The organism is Periweissella fabalis (genome assembly GCF_012396505.1).
In the GTDB taxonomy this organism is placed as follows: Bacteria; Bacillota; Bacilli; order Lactobacillales; family Lactobacillaceae; genus Periweissella; species Periweissella fabalis.
On sequence record NZ_JAAXPN010000001.1, the window covers coordinates 182,240 to 198,544 of the forward strand.

Consider the following 16,305-nt stretch of genomic DNA (forward strand, 5'->3'; position numbering starts at 1 on the left):
GATGGCTAAGTTATTGAATGTAGTAATTGAAAACTTGAAAAATGTTAAGCATGGTGAAATATCACTAGTTAATAAGGGTGAGTACTTAAATGTTATTGGCATTTATGGCCAAAATGGCTCCGGGAAAACAACCTTAATTAATGCTGTCCAATTATTTAAATTAATTATCAGTAATCAAAAATTAAACGGGGTTGAATATCTTAGCCCGAATGAAGTTGCGACAATTTCACTAGAATTTGATGATACCAAAGGGCAACAATACTTGAGTTATGCGTTTAGCTTATTATTGGTAAACGGGCAAGTTAATTTAGTGGGCGAAGAGTTGCGAGTAAAAGCGTATGGTAATAACAAGCGTTATCGTTCGCTTTTAACGTGGCACAAAACGGATGATTTAACGTTGAAAATTTTGGGTAAAGATGCAAATGAAGATGTCATGGATTATGCGGTTGCTAGTAGTATGAACGCTGCGGCGATTGTTAGTTCAGAATACATGCGTAATTTATTAGCCCGCCGTCAAGGACAAGTAAAGTATGATGAACTCAATAGTACTATTGACAATTTACGACGAATTGCGTTTGATATTAACATTTATACAGATGCTCACGCCGGGGTAACGTCACTTGGCTTGCCGTTATCATTTATTTACCATACTGAAGAAATGGATAGTGCTGGGGTTATCTTAGTCCCCAATAACGATGCTCCAATTTCGAAGGATGTTTACATGCGAATCGAAAAAAGTATCCAACAAGTAAATCAAGTCTTGCCCAATATTGTCCCAGGATTGACCTTGGATACAATTGTCAATCAGCAGTTAGCTGCCGATGGTGAACATATGGATTATATTATCCAATTAATTTCTGTTCGGGAAAGCATTGATACTAAAACAAATACTAAAGAAATTAAAAAAATTCCTTTTAGATATGAATCGGTAGGGATCATAAAAATTGTGTCGATTCTACCATTTTTAATTGAAGCGTATACGAATACTGAATCGGTGGTTTTAATTGATGAACTTGACTCTGGTATTTATGAGTATCTATTGGGTGAACTCGTTGCTATTTTTGAACAAGGTGCATTTGGGCAATTAATTTTCACGTCACACAATTTGCGGGTGTTAGAAATGTTACCGCAAGAGAAGATTGTCTTTTCAACGACGGATGAATTTAACCGCTATACCCATTTTGAAAAAATTCGTGATACTAACAACTTACGGAAGAAGTATTTACGTGATATTGAATTTGAAGAAGGGCAGTATTACGCACCAACGCAACGTGCCAAGATAATTCAAGGTTTTCGTAATACTAACGTTAAAGCAAGTAACTTGGTCGATGATGCAACTAAGGATGAGCTCTTAAAGCAATTGGGGTTGATTTAGGATGGTTAAAAAAATTGTTTTAATTTTAGTAGAAGGCAATGATGAGGAATTAATATTAACCCCCATAATTGATGCACTCAATGAAACGGTTAGTAGTAAGCTAAATGTTAAATTTAAAATTCAAAGCGATACAGTGTTAACGAGCAATGCAAGAAATCAAGATCCAATGACAATTGTTACCAATACGGTTAAAAAGTATATGGAATTTAATGCGCTTAAAGCAAAAGATATTTTAGGTGTATTTAAATGTATTGATTTAGATGGTATTTTCATGAAAGAAACTGATTTTGAAATTGACGATACTGTTAAGGGTTTTGAGTATGATGTGAGCAATCAAAAGATTAAAGCTAGTAAAAGTGAAGCGCAACATATGCTCAATTTATGGCATGTTAAATTAATTAAAGTCCAAAAACTATGTCGAGATAATGCAACTTTAAAAATTAATGGAACAAACATTCCGTTTTGGCTACACTTTAATAATATTATGTTGGAGCGGATTATCAATTATGCCCATAAAGATGAACTTTGGCGACAAGATACTGAATGGAAGCAAAATATTACCCAAGCGTTCATAGAATTATATTCACGAGCTGAAGCCAAGGGAATAACACCATTTAAATTTGCACTTAATTATTTTGATCAGTATACGTATGAAACAACTTCAACCTATAACGCCTTACGATATGTTGAAGCTCATCCATGGGCACCAGTGAGTACGTGGTCATTCATGCTAAATGAACTTGAACAAATAATTAAACCAGCATCTTAATAATGATTAAGCAGTAAGCGAACAATTCACTAAAAAATCCCCTGGAGAAAAATTCTTCAGGGGATTTTGATGTGGTTCAATATATTGTGTTATTTAGCCTGCATTGCGGTGGAGGCACGATATTTCTTGATGTCAAAATACCAGATTAGGGCAAGGACAACAATCAGCAAGGGGATGTCCACTAATAATTGGACGTAAACGAAAATGCCAAGCGCTGCCAAACTGAAAAGAGCTAAAACTAAGTAACGTAGCTTACCAAGCTTTTCATACATGAAAGCTTGGTATTTGGGGTTGCGGCGATAAAAAGCGTTGATTAAGATGATGGCTAAAAGTCCATATATATATAAATCATTGCCAAACATAAAACGACCATCTTTCTTTAATTTTAATGTAATTATAACTTATGAAAAAATAATGTAAACATTAATTACTGATCTTGTTGGTTAACGTGTGCTTGGAGGCGGGTATAGGCGGTCGTAACTGTATTGAGTTGCGTTTCTAAAGCCGCAAGCTCTTGGGCGTGCTTGAGTTTGGCTTGATCTTTGGCGTAGCTCCCCCAAATCCAACCTAGCAAGATCAGGGATATGATGTTAACGAGTGTGGTGATCAGCTTGGTCATGTTATCAGCGTGGGCAAAAAAGCCACTAGCAATAACGAGTGGGGGGATGGCTAGGATGATTGAGCCCAAAATATGGGTGCGTAAAATGAAGCTGTTGTTGGTGTTCATATATTCTCCTGTTAAACGATGTTATTAAATTAATTAAAGCATGTTTTGGGGGTGAGAACTATTAATAGTTGCTTAATTATTTTGCGGAAATTTGTAATAAAAAAGAGCGTGTGACAGAAGGCAGGCGATATCGAAAAATACACTAAATAACCGCTTTGAAGAATTTTCTTCAAGGCGGTTTTGGGTGGTTATTTAACTTCTTTTAAGTATTTACGTAATATTTTGACGTTAAAGTAGTAGGCAACTCCATAAGCTAAAGTAAACATTGGTGTGACAACCCGAAATGGACTAAAGAAAAAGACGGCGATAATGGCGACATATAAGACCGCCCAAATGACGTATAGTTTCGCACCGAATGTTCGGAGAATGGCGTCTTGATATCGCTTACTTAGCGCAATCCCAAGGAGAATGGACAATAATATTATGGCAATGATATGATAATTACCTTGTGTGTAAATTTGTTCTGCTGACAAGTGGGGACCTCCTAGACAATTTGTTAATTGAATTATAATTTATTTAAAGCTAAATGTATACAAATGATAGTGTAAAAAACCCAACGAGTCCGCTCGTTGGGTTTAGGTTGTTATTATGTTGGGGGTGGGCAGTGGAGTCTAAACGCGTTCGTTCAGGCAGTCAATTTCGGCTAACTTACAAGCCAGACATGCTAAGGACGCATTTACTGGCTTGTAGCGTTAGTCATCATTGCCTCCCACCTGAACTCTCGCTCTAGTCTAAACGTGCTCAAAGCCGCAAGCACCTAAGCATATACACAATAACTTAACGACTCAAAGTTCGAGCCATTAGTTATTGCTAGTATGCTACGGTGCTTAGGCGCGGCTTTTCGCACTCTTCGCACTCTTTCCACTCTTCACCAAGGCCTCAAATTCCGCATCATTCCGTGCATCCTCGGCCTTAATTTCATCAACGCGGCGTTGGTGGCGGCCACCTTCAAATTCGGCATCCAAGAAGGTCTTAACTAAGACTTCCGCGAGGCCAGGGCCGACAACCCGTGAGCCTAGTGCTAAGATATTAGCATCATTATGACGGCGGGCGTATTCAGCAGAAAAGGCATCACTAACCGGTGCGGCCCGGACACCTTCAACTTTATTGGCCGCTAATGAAATGCCAATTCCGGTTCCGCAAATGGCAATCCCTAAATCCGCTTCATGGTCGCGAATTGCTTCACCAACGCGTTTACCATAAATCGGATAGTCCGTGCTATCAGTATTAAGTGTGCCATAGTCTTTAATTTCATAACCTAAACTTGCCACGTATGGTTTCAATATTTCCTTTAATTCAAAACCAGCGTGATCTGAGCCAAAAGCAATAATCTTTGTCATATTAAGTTCCTCGTATTCTATTAAAAGCTTACTAGATAGTCGTTCTTCTTCCAATATACCGTTATCTGAAAACGCTGTCAATTCATCTGAGTTTAAAGATTTTTAATAGCTATTAATGTAACAGACTGTTAGAATTAAGTGAGTATTTGAAGTTAAAATACATACTTATAATTAAAGGATTGGACTGATAATATGGATAACTACATTGATAATCTAACTTTATTTGGCAACATTGATGACAACGAGAATTTAGATGATGCTCAAAAGTTTGATTTTGTTAATCAAACAATGATGGCCTATGAAAGTGTTAATCTTTTGACACAAGCACAAGCATATATTGAGGAATATGTTGAAGAATTAGGAGTTGATAAGGCATCTGATCTCGAAGCTGATTTGGAAGATGCAATGTTGGTAATTCAACCAATTACCTTCCAAGTAACAGCCTTAGCTAAGCGCGCTGGTGACTTGGCGGCGGCTTTGATTAGCGATGAAGGCACTGATGACATGGCAGCCGAATCACAAGTTATCATGGATATCTTGCATGATTTTCAAGCTCAATTGCAAGTTGAATTAGGTAAATTAAATGCCCTTGTCGATGCATTAGGCAATCTTGATGAAGAGGCTAATCAATTAACAGATAGCTTAGAACTATTGGCGACTTATTTAGTCAACGTCTTCTTGCTTGCAGGTATTCAACTACTTGAACCAATGGAAGATGAAGATGATCATGCCGGACACAATCACGAATAATTATTATAGTAGTAATTAGTTAAAAATTTGTATGTAACGACCCCGATTAAGCGGTGGTCGTTTTTTTGTTGTAAAATTTGTGAATTAATCACAAGAGTGTTGATAAAATACAAGTTTAAGTAATAAAATCAAATAATAAGTTATTGAACATGTTGTGCCATAAATGTCATTAATAAACAAAAATCTATTAATAGTAAACAAGTTATCTGTTTACTTCGATAATAGTATAAATAGTTTTAAATCTACAATATATAATAATTATTTTACTAAAAAAATCCAATAAAAACATGCAATTGTTTGATGTATGAATAAGTTAAAATTTATTGATATAGAGGTAATTTAAGCTTTATTTTCTTCAATAATTTTAGCCATAAAAGTAATTAAAAGTTCAACTAGGCTAATATATATTGGTTGACGTATTTGTTTAGTAAACATAAACTGAATTAAGGCTTGCTTAATAAGGCATTTACTAAACAAGACCTGAAATTTAGTTGATACTGAAAATGGCTTAAAAATTAACTTAAAATTAATTATAAAGATTAGCAATCAGTAATATAAAATCGATTTTTGAATATAATTAAAGTTATTTTGATAACTTAGGGGCAAGAAAATTTAAGTTAGTTACGATAAATTTAGGTTGTAAAATTTATTTAAAAAAATACAATCATTTTTGTAGGTAATCACTTGAAATACGTTTTTTTAGCATACGGTTAAATTAGATTAGAAAATAAAACAGCAAAATTGATGTGTAAGCTGGGGGATCTAACTAGAGAGTAGGGGTTTAAAAACTTAGATAAAAAAATCACAAAGTATAGAAAAATTCTAAAATTCAAGGGGGAATAAAAGATGATATTCTTTATTAATGATAGTCTACTCAACAAAAAAACAGGCATTGATCAAGCTGTGATTAAACGGATGCAATTGTTTGAACGGCAAAATATTGCCTACACTTATGTAACCCGTGATTGGTCACAAAATTTACATCAACAATTGAATGCATTGGGGGTTAGTGATCGCCACTTACTAAATATGTTTGATTATTATCAGCAAATGATAGATGTTCAACCAAATAAAACATTTTTAGCTGACTTGGATTTTGGTTTGAAAAATTTACGCTTCATAGATGAACAAAATGAAGATCGCTTCATCGTCCAACGTAATGATGAGCGATTAGTCGCACGTGTAAATTATCAAAAAGACGATCAGCATGTGACTTCCGTGGAGCGGTTTGATAGTTTAGGTAATTTATATGCGATTGATTTTTATAACCAGCGGGGTTTTAAATCGATGACTCAATGGTACACAATTGATCACCAACTACGCTCAGAAGTTTGGTATACCCCAGAGGGATTAGATGTTTTACACGCGACTTATCGCCAAACAAGTCAAACTACAGTTGAGGCCCTAGGCTGGTTATTGACAACTCCTAATGGGCAAGTCTATCAGTTTGCTACGATTACGGCACTATTTGAACATTTTATTAATGCAATTAACGAATTATATCCAGAATTTAATACTTTGATTTTAGATAGTGTTACTAGTGCCGATGAAGCCTTTACCCGGTTACGCAAACCAGCTTATACTGTCTTGGGAATTCATAGTGTGCATGTAACTGATACCCGACAACCAGCCACCGCATTACTCAATGAAAATTACGAATATGCGTTACTCAATGTGGCACATTTCTCAAATGTTTTAACCACAACAACCAAACAAACAGCTGATATTCTCGCCCGTTTCCCTGATGTTCAAGCAGCCACAACGATTCCAGCTGGCTATGTGACACCAGAACGGCAGCAAAAGCCACAAGTTAAGATGAATAAACGTGAATTTGGTAAGATTGTCGCCATTACTAACATTAGTCCTAAAAGTAATCTAAGTGATTTATTACAAGTAATTAAAAAAGTGCATAATCAAATTCAAAGTGTCACTTTAGACATTTATGGTTATGCAGATTACGTTAATAATTATGCGGAGGAAATCAAAATTCGTCAGAAAATTATTGATTTAGAACTTGAAGATGTAGTTCAGTTAAAAGGATATGTTGAAAACTTACAACCAGCGTTAGAAAATGCACAAATCCTAGGTATTACCGCACATTGTGAAGGCTTTGACCTAGGCTTACTAGAAGGCTTGACCAATGGGGTTGTTCCAGTTGCTTATGCGGTTGATTATGGTCCCAATGATTTGATAACCGATGACCAAAATGGCTGCCTAATTGCCCATGGTGATGTTAACGCGATGGCAGAAAAGATTGTTTATCTGCTTAAGCACCAACGAATTTTACAACAATTTAGTAATAACGCCTATGCAACGCCAAGTGAATATGATGAAGCAAATGTTTGGCATGAATGGGCAACACTCATGGCTAATGCAAAGGAGGCCCATCAATTATGATTTATTCTGTCGGTGAAAATATTTATGCATTTAATTCTGGGATTGAATTTGCACAAGTCCAACGTACGAAGGCTTTTAATGCTGCTAAGTTACCTGCCAAAATCATTACCCGCCAATATAATCGCTACTTGGCCCGTAATGCTGCTTGGATGGGGTTAACAAGTAGTGAGTACATTAATATGTATGATTATTTCCAGAAAGTGACTGATTTTGAGCCAATCAAGCAAAGTGTTCGTACTTTAGCATCGATTCCACGAGCTGACTACCATGTCAGGTATTTCGATAATAAGCAAGTCCAAATCTCTGAAAATGGGAAGTGCTTGGCCATCATTCATACGTTAGTTGGGCAAGATGAACTAGTGGGTGACATTGAATATTTGAATAATTTAGGTGATGTCATGATGACGGCATATTATGACTGGCGTGGCTTTCGCTCAATGGTGGAAACATACCATCCGGATGGTAATATTGCCAGCCAGACATTCTATGATCCAGCAGGAGCCCAAGTCTTAGCCGTAACCTTTATGCCACATAATGGTGAAAGTCAAGCGACAAGTTGGCAATTACTCAACTACCACGGTCAAAACTATACCTTTGATAGTGAAAACCAGTTGTTCACGTTCTTTTTAAATGAACTTAATGATGTAGTAGCTAGTACTTTTATTGTCGATCGGCCTCAATTAGCACCGGGGGTATTAGGTATTGATACACCTAAACGTACGATTGCTTATATCCATGATAGTCATTTACAAAAATATACAACTAGCAATGAGTATTTTGTTAAAGGAAGCTACCAACCAGTCTTACAACCCCGCGGCCGGGAGTTTAATATCGTTGCCGTTGCAACTGATCAACAAGCCAAACAGATTAAAGAACGCTTTCCAGCTTGTGTAGTTCGACAATTGCCGACTATCTATACGACCATTGTTGAGGATAATGCAATAACTGATCTGAAAAAAGTCTTGTATGTTGGCCGGTTAGCACCAGATAAAAATATTTCAGGTTTATTAAAAATTTTGGCAGTCTTAAAAGAACGCTACATGACAATTCAATTAGTAATGAAGGGATATTTTGCATCAACTGAATATGAAAAACAAATTTTAGCTGAAATCAAAGCACTTAAACTTGTTGAAAATGTAACCTTATTACCATATGATGTTCAAAATCATGATTTATACCATGATGTTGGTTTATTTATTTCAGCTTCCTTATCAGAAGGGTTTGGAATTAATATGCTTGAAAGTATGGCCCACGGGGTCCCAGTAGCATGTTATGGATTATTGTATGCCAAAGATAATTTAGTAATTGATGGTTATAACGGTATTTATAGTGATGTACTAACGCCACATGAATTAGCCAACAAGATTATCCGGGTCTTTGATAATCCCTTAACCGTCATGAATTTGAAGGTACAAGCCAAAATGACAGCTAAAAGATATCAAGCTGAGCAATTAGTAGCGGCTTGGCAACAAGTTTTGAATTAAAAATCTAGTTTGCTAAGTTGTCTGCCTAGCGGTTTATAGGAGGAAACATAAAATGAAACGTGATAATATACTTGCCGCTACACGTTGGACAGACAAGCGGCAGCAACAATTATTACAAGAATGCGTAGATGTAACGTACTTTAATCGTCTAAGCATTAAAGAGCAACTGAGATACCAACCGGCTATTTTACAAGGCCAAAATAATTTTGATGGTGATGATGTCTATCGTAAACGCCGCCCAGCAACACAGCGACGCTTTTATGAGCCATGTGAAGCGACACCAGTGCGGCACTGGGAAAAGCAAGATCAGCTAGCCGTTAAGGTGAGTGATGCAAATTGTGCTAGTATCACGCGTAGTCACTTAGAAATGCAACCACAAGCATTATGCAAAAAAACCATCCATCAGGTAACACCACCCCAGAAATTAGCACCAGCTGACTATGCACCAATGCTAGCGTCTAGTGATGAGTTGCAGGAAACTTGGCATCAATACGCCCGCAGTTATGGCAAGTTGAAAGTACAAATTAAGCCACATTACCAACTTGATAAGGATTATTATGATCCCAATGCTCGGATCATAAGATGTCGCCAACTTGCTCAGGTATTGACCGATAATATTAAAGAGCAAGGGCGGGGGATGTTTAATATTACTGATTATGCCCCAGCAATTGAAAGTTAATGATTTCACTAAACCAATAGCGTTTAGCGTGAAAACATATTAAAATAAGTGTTAACACAATTACAGGAGTTACTAATGAAAAGCTTAATCCCACGTGAACCTAAAATGCCTAAGCTCACAAGTCAACAGTTAGAAATGATTACTGAAATTGTTTTTGGCCCTGAGCTACCAGTACAGACAAGCGATTTGATTTTTGTGTTTAGTGCCCCACAAACAGGCATTTGGCAAACTACGCTTAGTGCCTGGCAGCAGCAATTAGCCCCTAAAATTTTCGTAACTGGTGGTCAAAGTAAAACGGCTGGTGCAGCTTATCAAAAATTAGTTGGTAATCAGACAGAAAATGCACTCATAACAAAAAGATTAGTTGACCATGGCGTCCCAGTTGCGGCGATTATCGGTGAAGATCGTTCAAGTAATTCATTAGAAAATGTGGTCTTTGCAACCCAGGTTTTTGATTTTACAACTATTAAACGATTGCTATTTGTCACAAAAGAGCATGTTGTTGGGCGACATTGGCGTACGTTAAAGCAACATTTACCCGCCAACGTTGAATTAATACCGTATAGCTATGCTGCTGAGTATGACGGGGTTACAGTAAGGCGTGATAATTGGCAAGCCAGTCGGTTGGTCGATCGCGTGTCTGGGGTGAATTTTTACGGATTCAAGCATATAGTGAAAAAGGCGATATTGCGCCAATCTAAACCATAAAAATAAAATAGAAAGAGTTGAATTATGAATAAAAAGCAACCAAAGCGTTCCTATTTAGCGGTAAGTTTCATTACACTGCTTGTCTTGGGAATCTTTATTGTTCTACCTATTTGGGGGATTTTCACATTTGAAAAGGTGATGCTATTTAACTATCTACATTTAACAATGGTTGATGAAATGCGGATGATTCAAGGATTTGTTGGCTCAATTTTAGTTGGCTGGTTAGCAGTTTACCTCCAGGAATGGTGGGTTAGTAGACATGATACCGAATTTGGCCATGGAGCGAAGGCAACGATTTGGCGGATTTTATTGACATATCCATTCTTTGTAGCGTATGTCTACTTAATCTGGTATCGCCTTAATTGGAGTCAAAATCTCGGCTTAATTTTAGCTAGTGCGGCTATTGTGACGATTGGTTGGTATGCTTCACGGTTTCCAGAATTTGTGATTAGACACCGCCCACACCATTAAAGTTCTGAAGAGATTTAAAATTACCGCATTGTCTAGATATGCAGCCTTACAGCTTGTATTTTGGACAATGCGTTTTTTTGATAACATATTTAATATGTTGATAGTGAAGACCTTAATCAGAATGTATTGGTATTTTGGTTGAAGGATTAGGCTCATTTTTAATAAATTTATCAAGTGGATCAACCATAAATTTCATGCTAGGGTTTAAGCTAATATTCCAACTAAGTACAACTTCACTATGGAAATCTAAATATGTAACATAGGTTGCTTCTCGCATATTTTGAGAGTCTCAGCAAACTTCGATGATACTTTGTGTTAAGCCACTTTCTTAATATGACCTTTATAACAGTTGTATTTCCGAGCTTGTTGACTTGGTATTTATGCATTATCTCTAAAGTTGAAAAAATTTTGGTACTCAAGAATTGTGTATAATTTTCTTTTTTGAGTAAAATTCATAAGCTTGGGTTTTACTCTGATTTAAGTTTGCAGTGTAAATCGACCTATTTTTATTTTTAACAAAAATTATATGATAATTAGTTATTTTTGTGAAATATAACGGAAAACGCTTGCCTAAATTAAAAATGTCTGTTAATATGGGCTTATAGCTAGTAATTTATTAAACTTACTACGAAACAGGGGGATTTGCTACAGTATTTGTTGAATTAAGTTTTGACGGGTGTAATAGTAAATAGTTGTTTAGTTGGAATCCAAAATGGGGGGCTTCCTAATATTTGAGTTAAGCAGCAATGTTTAACTTATAAAAAAGTCGAAAGATCAGTAATGATTTTCGACTTTTTTGTTGTTCGTAGTTACTATGCACGTTAAAAATAAGATAGTGATGCACATTCAGCTACCCCAGAAGTGGAAACACCAACGACTAAAACAGCCACTGGGCAACAAGTAGTGTTACCTAAGACTGATCAAACTAATAGTCGAATTGGCATCTTGGCCGGGATTATCGGTGTGTTGTTGACTGGTCTTGGCTTTATCGGTATCAACAAGAAAAAACACGATTAAGTAGTAGTGTAATACCATTCACAATGGTGGACTAAATTGTAAAATTTAATAGCCACTGATGACCAGCACGGTGTTGTTGGTCATCTTTTTGTAGTGAAAATATCCAATCAAATGGTATAATTATTCAATTAATATTGAGTATAGGAGTGCATAATGGATAAGATAGTTGTGACCCTAGCAATATTAGCCTTAATCGGGCTAGTAACATATAATTATGTTTTCTGTAAAACAGTTGGGCCAACACCAGAGATGCAAGCAATGATGTTTGTTGTCATAGCGATTGCCTTGGGAGCAATAGTTAGCACGACACGTAGTAACAAATGAAATAGAATTGACGGCTGCGGGTGGTAGCCGTTTTTTTTCTCAAAAATTATGCCCACTTATGCCCACCTTATTTGACTGTATAGTTAGTAAACTAGCAATCGATATGAGGTAGTGAAATGATCAAAATAAAACGTTTGCAAAAATTTAAACAACCAATGAATGTGTTACTGCTAGGTAAGGGCGGAGTTGGCAAAACATCGTTAGCACTAGCGATGATGTATAAGTTAGCAGAACAGTATTCAGTAATGTTTGTCAGTACAACAGAACTAGTTGGAATGTTAGGTAATCAGTACACGTATGCTGACGCACGTGAACGAATTGAAAAGATTGAAGCAGCGATGAAAACAGTTGATGTATTGATTCTAGACGACTTTGGGACCGAAGGCGGGATGAAGATTATCAGTGGTAGTAGTGAAAATATCCAACCTGTCCGTAAAGACATGCAGGAGCTATTATTTAGGGTAGCCGATGAACGAATTGATGCGGAACGTAACTGTACAAAACGTACAACCATAATTACAACCAATAACACTCAAAAACAACTAGAAATGATGTACAACCCGAAGTTAATTAGTCGGTTGCTGCCTAAGGCAGAGGAGCAGCGGATTAAATTTAATGGGATGGGGGATGTGCGGAGGGTGTGAAGGGAAATGTATTGGAAATATTAAAAAGCCTATCTCAGCGTGGGATAGTTTTTTATGGATTTATAGTGATTATGTTGTAAATTTACAAACTTACTTTTTTGTTTGGTTACCTTCTTTTGTAGTGAAATTGATATAAGGGGATGATTTTAGTATCATTAAGCCTGAATTAGGATAGTTAATAATATGGGAATAATGGGAGAGGTACGTGTTTGATACTAAAATTAAAACCATAAAGGAAATGTCACGTAAATTTTATCGACTTTATCGACGAGAAACGCGTGTAAATAAATTATTTGTAATGTCATTTTTTAAGATGACAAGAACATATATTACCGAGTTTAAGGAGCGTTATAACTGGATAAATATATCAATATTTGCCTGTATATTTGGATTAGTTCTGATTGTAATGTCATTACATGTGCCAACTCATATTAAAGACATAGGAGATATATTTACTAGTAATCGCTCATTATGGGGCATTATAAGTATCATTGTTGGACTGTTGATAATTAAATTTGAAGTTAAGAAGTTACTGGATTTTAAAATTGTCAATGAGATTGATAGAATTCTGTTATTTAGTTTCTGGTTGATAATAACTTTATCAATTAGGCCAAGTAATTCACATTTTGTTAAATCTGTTTGTATATTAATGCTAACTAGTTGGATGGTATTAACATTATTAAGAATTTATACGACACAATCAGAATTAAAATCAACTAAAAAATATAATCCAAATAATAATTACCAGCATATAGTTCTTGATGGTCCAACTGATATTGATGAATTAAACCGTAAAGTAATATCAGATGATTTAAGTAACACCATCAAAGAAATTGATTTTGCAGATCGTGTAGTTATTGGTATCACTGGCCCGTGGGGAAGTGGTAAGTCGAGTGTCTGGGAAATTGCAAAACATGAATTAGATATGAAAAACATAATTATCATTGATTTTGATCCATGGCAGATGGATGCAAAAGAGGCCATCTTGAGTAATTTATTAACGGCCATTACGACCAATAAAGAAATCAATTTTAATCTAGGCAACTCACAAAAAATTGTGAATGCTTTTATGAGGTATATGCTTGGGAAAGTTAAAACACCATTTAATGCACTTTTTAACGTTACTGATAACAAGAAAGTATTTGATAATTTTTTCGATGATTTAAGTAAGCACTTAATTCAGATGGACAAACATCTGATCATCACGATTGATAACCTCGACCGTATTTCTGGTGATAATGCCTTTATGTTAGTAAGTACTATTAACTCAATTGGGAAACTCAAAAACATCATTGTTGTGCTACTGTATGATGAACTTGAAGTGGAGCGAAAATTTGCAAATTTAGCAGTTGGTCAGAATTATATGGATAAGTTGGTTAATAAGAAAGTACTGGTGCCATTAGCAGATAAAGATTCACAAATTGAATTGTTTACCAATAAATTGATCAAAAAGTTTAAGAGTAAGGATGTTAAGTACGATACTGAGGAAATCGCCCAATTTATTGCTAAAGTAGTTGAAATTGGCGGAACAGTACGACAATTTAATAATTTTGTTAGCAACTTACCAATGAACTATTTACCTAAAAAAGATAAAGATAAATATTCTAAATTTTACTTACTAGATCTATTGGTTATTGAATACATCAAGACAACGAATGCAAGTGCATATAGCGAATTAGAAAAGAATCGCTATATGTTTGTTGACGTTGATTTTGAATTTAGTCTTAAATACTTAGAAGGCGAACAAAATTTAAGGGATAAGGAAAAAATAAAATATTATGACGATTTTGTGAAATTATTTCCTAAAGAATTTAGTTTATTAACTCGAATTTTCCCATCAGTTGATTATTACTTAAACAGATATTCTAAATCTAATGTGGAATCATTGAATACCGGTTTCATAGAAGGAGCGAAATCCTCAAAAAGAGATGAAGTAGCGTTGTCAACTAAAAATCGGCGGATTTTCAGTACTAAATATATTGATTGGTATTTTAATTATTCAGCAACTGAAGATGTAGATTATGTCGAATATATAAAAAATATAGTGAGTTTGGATGATTTGGTTAATATTAGAAGTGATATTGAAAAAATTGCTAATAGTGATAATAAAACTAAACTTAATGTACTGTCCCTTATACATGAAGATTACTTTAGTGACATATTTGTATCAAAAGAAAAGTCCATTAATATAGCTAATGAATTGATAGATCAATATGATAATTTTATGCATCAATATGATTATATGTACTTTGGGGTATCTGACAATATTGCTCAAATTATAGCCAAAATTTTACGTAAGTACGACATAAGTACACTTGAACTTATTATTAATGACAGATTTAATAATTATGGAAGTTTTCCGCTTTTATTCAGTATAAAATATTATTTTGATAGTATTTTAATAATGCCTCAGCAAAATAGTATGAAGGCTTGCTTGAATAATAAGGTTGAAACTTATATTACTAGCAATATAACAGGTTCAGATTATTTAAAAGCAAAAATGAATCTGCATGGCAAAGAATTTAAACGCGGAAAATTTATGGGCGTTCTACAGTTTATATATCATGAAAGTCACGAAGATTGGTTAAAAATGTATTACTCACAATATTTAGCAAAGGATACTGTATATAATATGTTATCAGACATATTTTTACCGGATAAAAAACAAACATATAAATTACAAACAGGCATTTATGAGTCCATTGATCAAGAGAAAGTTTATAATTTATTACAGATTGTCAATCCTAATGATGCGATTGAATTGGATCTTAAAAAGTTATTTGAGGAATACTATTTAAATAATAAAAAATCAAACTAATCCAAACCTGCCTGAGCAATCGGGCAGGTTTTTTATTTTCCTTCCCAAACTCATGCCCACATTGGCCCACCTTATTTGACTGTATAGTTGAAAACTATTTATTAAAGGGAGGTGAATACTATGGTCAAAATTAATCGGATTAAACAACACAATTACACAGTTATCGATAACCAGCTCGCGTGTGATCAACAATTGAGCTGGCATGCTCGCGGGATATTCCTGTATCTATATGCGCATGGGGATGAATGGGAGTTCCTCGAACAAGAGGTGATTGCGGAAAATATTGCCCGGCACGATACGTTCATGCAAGGAATTGCGGAACTGGAAGCGGCGGGTTATTTGCGCTACTCAAAATTACAAGCAGATAGTGGTGAAATCCTCGGAAGTTTGTGGGAATTAGCGATGACCCCGGTGTTTAAAAATGATCCTCAAATCCAACTTGATTTGGCTGAAAACGTTGCTATAAGTGGATTCTCACCACGGACCGGTTTTCCGGCCACGGATAATCCACCCTTGGAAAAACCAGTATTGGAAAACCCGCCACTAAGAAGTACTAATAAAACAAATACTAAATATAATAAACAACAAACTAAACAATCATCAAACCCAGGAGAAGGTGATGGTCCCAAAGAGACGGTCGAAGATGCTTGCACAGAAATCATCAGATACTTGAATGTCAAAACAGGGCGTCGATACAATCCAAAAACAATTACCACCCGTCGCTTAATCAATGCACGGATTCAAGAGGGTTATCAGGTAGAGGACTTTCTGAAAGTTGAACCAAGTGTTTAACAGGAAGAAA

Annotated in this window: 18 protein-coding genes; 13 read left to right on the forward strand and 5 right to left on the reverse strand. The window is 35.5% G+C overall.

What is annotated here, in order from left to right; translation table 11 throughout:
- The first annotated feature begins 1 nt into the window (after position 1).
- Together HF964_RS00905 and HF964_RS00910 are read left to right on the forward strand one after the other, a co-directional pair.
- Entirely contained in the window at positions 2-1,375 is a 1,374-nt protein-coding gene (locus tag HF964_RS00905; protein ID WP_168721173.1) for an AAA family ATPase, read from the forward strand.
- Between the two features lies 1 nt (position 1,376).
- Entirely contained in the window at positions 1,377-2,144 is a 768-nt protein-coding gene (locus HF964_RS00910; RefSeq protein WP_168721174.1) for a hypothetical protein, read from the forward strand.
- Positions 2,145-2,233: 89 nt separating this feature from the next.
- On the opposite strand, the gene HF964_RS00915 is transcribed toward HF964_RS00910, so the two are convergent.
- The 4 genes from HF964_RS00915 to rpiB all read right to left on the reverse strand — a co-directional run bounded on the left by HF964_RS00915 (position 2,234) and on the right by rpiB (position 4,211).
- Complete coding sequence (locus HF964_RS00915; protein WP_168721175.1) at positions 2,234-2,506, reverse strand: hypothetical protein; 273 nt, start codon at positions 2,504-2,506, stop codon at positions 2,234-2,236.
- Between the two features lie 65 nt (positions 2,507-2,571).
- Positions 2,572-2,871: a GPO family capsid scaffolding protein gene (locus HF964_RS00920; RefSeq protein ID WP_168721176.1), complete on the reverse strand. Its 300-nt coding sequence runs from the start codon at positions 2,869-2,871 to the stop codon at positions 2,572-2,574.
- A 188-nt stretch (positions 2,872-3,059) separates the two neighbouring features.
- Positions 3,060-3,344, reverse strand: coding sequence for a hypothetical protein (locus tag HF964_RS00925; RefSeq protein WP_168721177.1), 285 nt, complete (start codon positions 3,342-3,344; stop codon positions 3,060-3,062).
- Between the two features lie 354 nt (positions 3,345-3,698).
- A complete protein-coding gene (gene rpiB, locus HF964_RS00930) occupies positions 3,699-4,211 on the reverse strand; it encodes a ribose 5-phosphate isomerase B (protein WP_168721178.1) in 513 nt (170 codons plus the stop codon).
- Between the two features lie 192 nt (positions 4,212-4,403).
- On the opposite strand from rpiB, the gene HF964_RS00935 reads away from it, so the two are divergent.
- The 6 genes from HF964_RS00935 (at position 4,404) to HF964_RS00960 (ending at position 10,700) form a co-directional block, all read left to right on the forward strand.
- A complete protein-coding gene (locus HF964_RS00935) occupies positions 4,404-4,961 on the forward strand; it encodes a hypothetical protein (RefSeq protein WP_168721179.1) in 558 nt (185 codons plus the stop codon).
- An 846-nt stretch (positions 4,962-5,807) separates the two neighbouring features.
- Entirely contained in the window at positions 5,808-7,358 is a 1,551-nt protein-coding gene (locus HF964_RS00940; RefSeq protein ID WP_168721180.1) for a glycosyltransferase, read from the forward strand.
- Positions 7,355-8,842, forward strand: coding sequence for a glycosyltransferase (locus tag HF964_RS00945; RefSeq protein WP_168721181.1), 1,488 nt, complete (start codon positions 7,355-7,357; stop codon positions 8,840-8,842). Before HF964_RS00940 ends, HF964_RS00945 begins: the two co-directional genes overlap by 4 nt.
- Before the next feature lie 52 nt (positions 8,843-8,894).
- On the forward strand, positions 8,895-9,521 hold the full coding sequence (locus tag HF964_RS00950; protein WP_168721182.1) for a hypothetical protein: 627 nt from the start codon (positions 8,895-8,897) through the stop codon (positions 9,519-9,521).
- A gap of 75 nt (positions 9,522-9,596) precedes the next feature.
- Positions 9,597-10,229, forward strand: a complete 633-nt coding sequence (locus HF964_RS00955) for a YdcF family protein (RefSeq protein WP_168721183.1) — start codon at positions 9,597-9,599, stop codon at positions 10,227-10,229.
- A 24-nt stretch (positions 10,230-10,253) separates the two neighbouring features.
- Positions 10,254-10,700, forward strand: coding sequence for a hypothetical protein (locus tag HF964_RS00960; protein WP_168721184.1), 447 nt, complete (start codon positions 10,254-10,256; stop codon positions 10,698-10,700).
- Between the two features lie 112 nt (positions 10,701-10,812).
- Here the strand turns inward: HF964_RS00960 and HF964_RS00965 are convergent, their stop codons facing one another.
- Positions 10,813-10,977 carry a hypothetical protein gene (locus HF964_RS00965; protein ID WP_168721185.1) on the reverse strand — a complete coding sequence of 55 codons (165 nt, stop codon included), beginning with the start codon at positions 10,975-10,977 and terminating at the stop codon, positions 10,813-10,815.
- A gap of 584 nt (positions 10,978-11,561) precedes the next feature.
- On the opposite strand from HF964_RS00965, the gene HF964_RS09925 reads away from it, so the two are divergent.
- From HF964_RS09925 to HF964_RS00990, 5 genes are all read left to right on the forward strand, one after another.
- Positions 11,562-11,717, forward strand: coding sequence for an LPXTG cell wall anchor domain-containing protein (locus HF964_RS09925; RefSeq protein WP_168721186.1), 156 nt, complete (start codon positions 11,562-11,564; stop codon positions 11,715-11,717).
- 153 nt (positions 11,718-11,870) lie between these two features.
- Complete coding sequence (locus tag HF964_RS00975; protein ID WP_168721187.1) at positions 11,871-12,041, forward strand: hypothetical protein; 171 nt, start codon at positions 11,871-11,873, stop codon at positions 12,039-12,041.
- Positions 12,042-12,157: 116 nt separating this feature from the next.
- Positions 12,158-12,685 carry an ATP-binding protein gene (locus HF964_RS00980; RefSeq protein WP_168721188.1) on the forward strand — a complete coding sequence of 176 codons (528 nt, stop codon included), beginning with the start codon at positions 12,158-12,160 and terminating at the stop codon, positions 12,683-12,685.
- A gap of 205 nt (positions 12,686-12,890) precedes the next feature.
- Positions 12,891-15,503, forward strand: a complete 2,613-nt coding sequence (locus tag HF964_RS00985) for a P-loop NTPase fold protein (protein WP_168721189.1) — start codon at positions 12,891-12,893, stop codon at positions 15,501-15,503.
- A gap of 120 nt (positions 15,504-15,623) precedes the next feature.
- On the forward strand, positions 15,624-16,295 hold the full coding sequence (locus tag HF964_RS00990; protein ID WP_168721190.1) for a conserved phage C-terminal domain-containing protein: 672 nt from the start codon (positions 15,624-15,626) through the stop codon (positions 16,293-16,295).
- The last annotated feature ends 10 nt before the right edge of the window (positions 16,296-16,305 follow it).

Bases quoted from the DNA above. Each gene is read 5' to 3' on its own strand.
- HF964_RS00905 (WP_168721173.1), top strand. From the start codon at position 2: ATGGCTAAGTTATTGAATGTAGTAATTGAAAACTTGAAAAATGTTAAG.
- HF964_RS00910 (WP_168721174.1), top strand. From the start codon at position 1,377: ATGGTTAAAAAAATTGTTTTAATTTTAGTAGAAGGCAATGATGAGGAA.
- HF964_RS00915 (WP_168721175.1), bottom strand. From the start codon at position 2,506: ATGTTTGGCAATGATTTATATATATATGGACTTTTAGCCATCATCTTA.
- HF964_RS00920 (WP_168721176.1), bottom strand. From the start codon at position 2,871: ATGAACACCAACAACAGCTTCATTTTACGCACCCATATTTTGGGCTCA.
- rpiB (WP_168721178.1), bottom strand. From the start codon at position 4,211: ATGACAAAGATTATTGCTTTTGGCTCAGATCACGCTGGTTTTGAATTA.
- HF964_RS00935 (WP_168721179.1), top strand. From the start codon at position 4,404: ATGGATAACTACATTGATAATCTAACTTTATTTGGCAACATTGATGAC.
- HF964_RS00940 (WP_168721180.1), top strand. From the start codon at position 5,808: ATGATATTCTTTATTAATGATAGTCTACTCAACAAAAAAACAGGCATT.
- HF964_RS00945 (WP_168721181.1), top strand. From the start codon at position 7,355: ATGATTTATTCTGTCGGTGAAAATATTTATGCATTTAATTCTGGGATT.
- HF964_RS00950 (WP_168721182.1), top strand. From the start codon at position 8,895: ATGAAACGTGATAATATACTTGCCGCTACACGTTGGACAGACAAGCGG.
- HF964_RS00955 (WP_168721183.1), top strand. From the start codon at position 9,597: ATGAAAAGCTTAATCCCACGTGAACCTAAAATGCCTAAGCTCACAAGT.
- HF964_RS00960 (WP_168721184.1), top strand. From the start codon at position 10,254: ATGAATAAAAAGCAACCAAAGCGTTCCTATTTAGCGGTAAGTTTCATT.
- HF964_RS00965 (WP_168721185.1), bottom strand. From the start codon at position 10,977: ATGCGAGAAGCAACCTATGTTACATATTTAGATTTCCATAGTGAAGTT.
- HF964_RS00975 (WP_168721187.1), top strand. From the start codon at position 11,871: ATGGATAAGATAGTTGTGACCCTAGCAATATTAGCCTTAATCGGGCTA.
- HF964_RS00980 (WP_168721188.1), top strand. From the start codon at position 12,158: ATGATCAAAATAAAACGTTTGCAAAAATTTAAACAACCAATGAATGTG.
- HF964_RS00990 (WP_168721190.1), top strand. From the start codon at position 15,624: ATGGTCAAAATTAATCGGATTAAACAACACAATTACACAGTTATCGAT.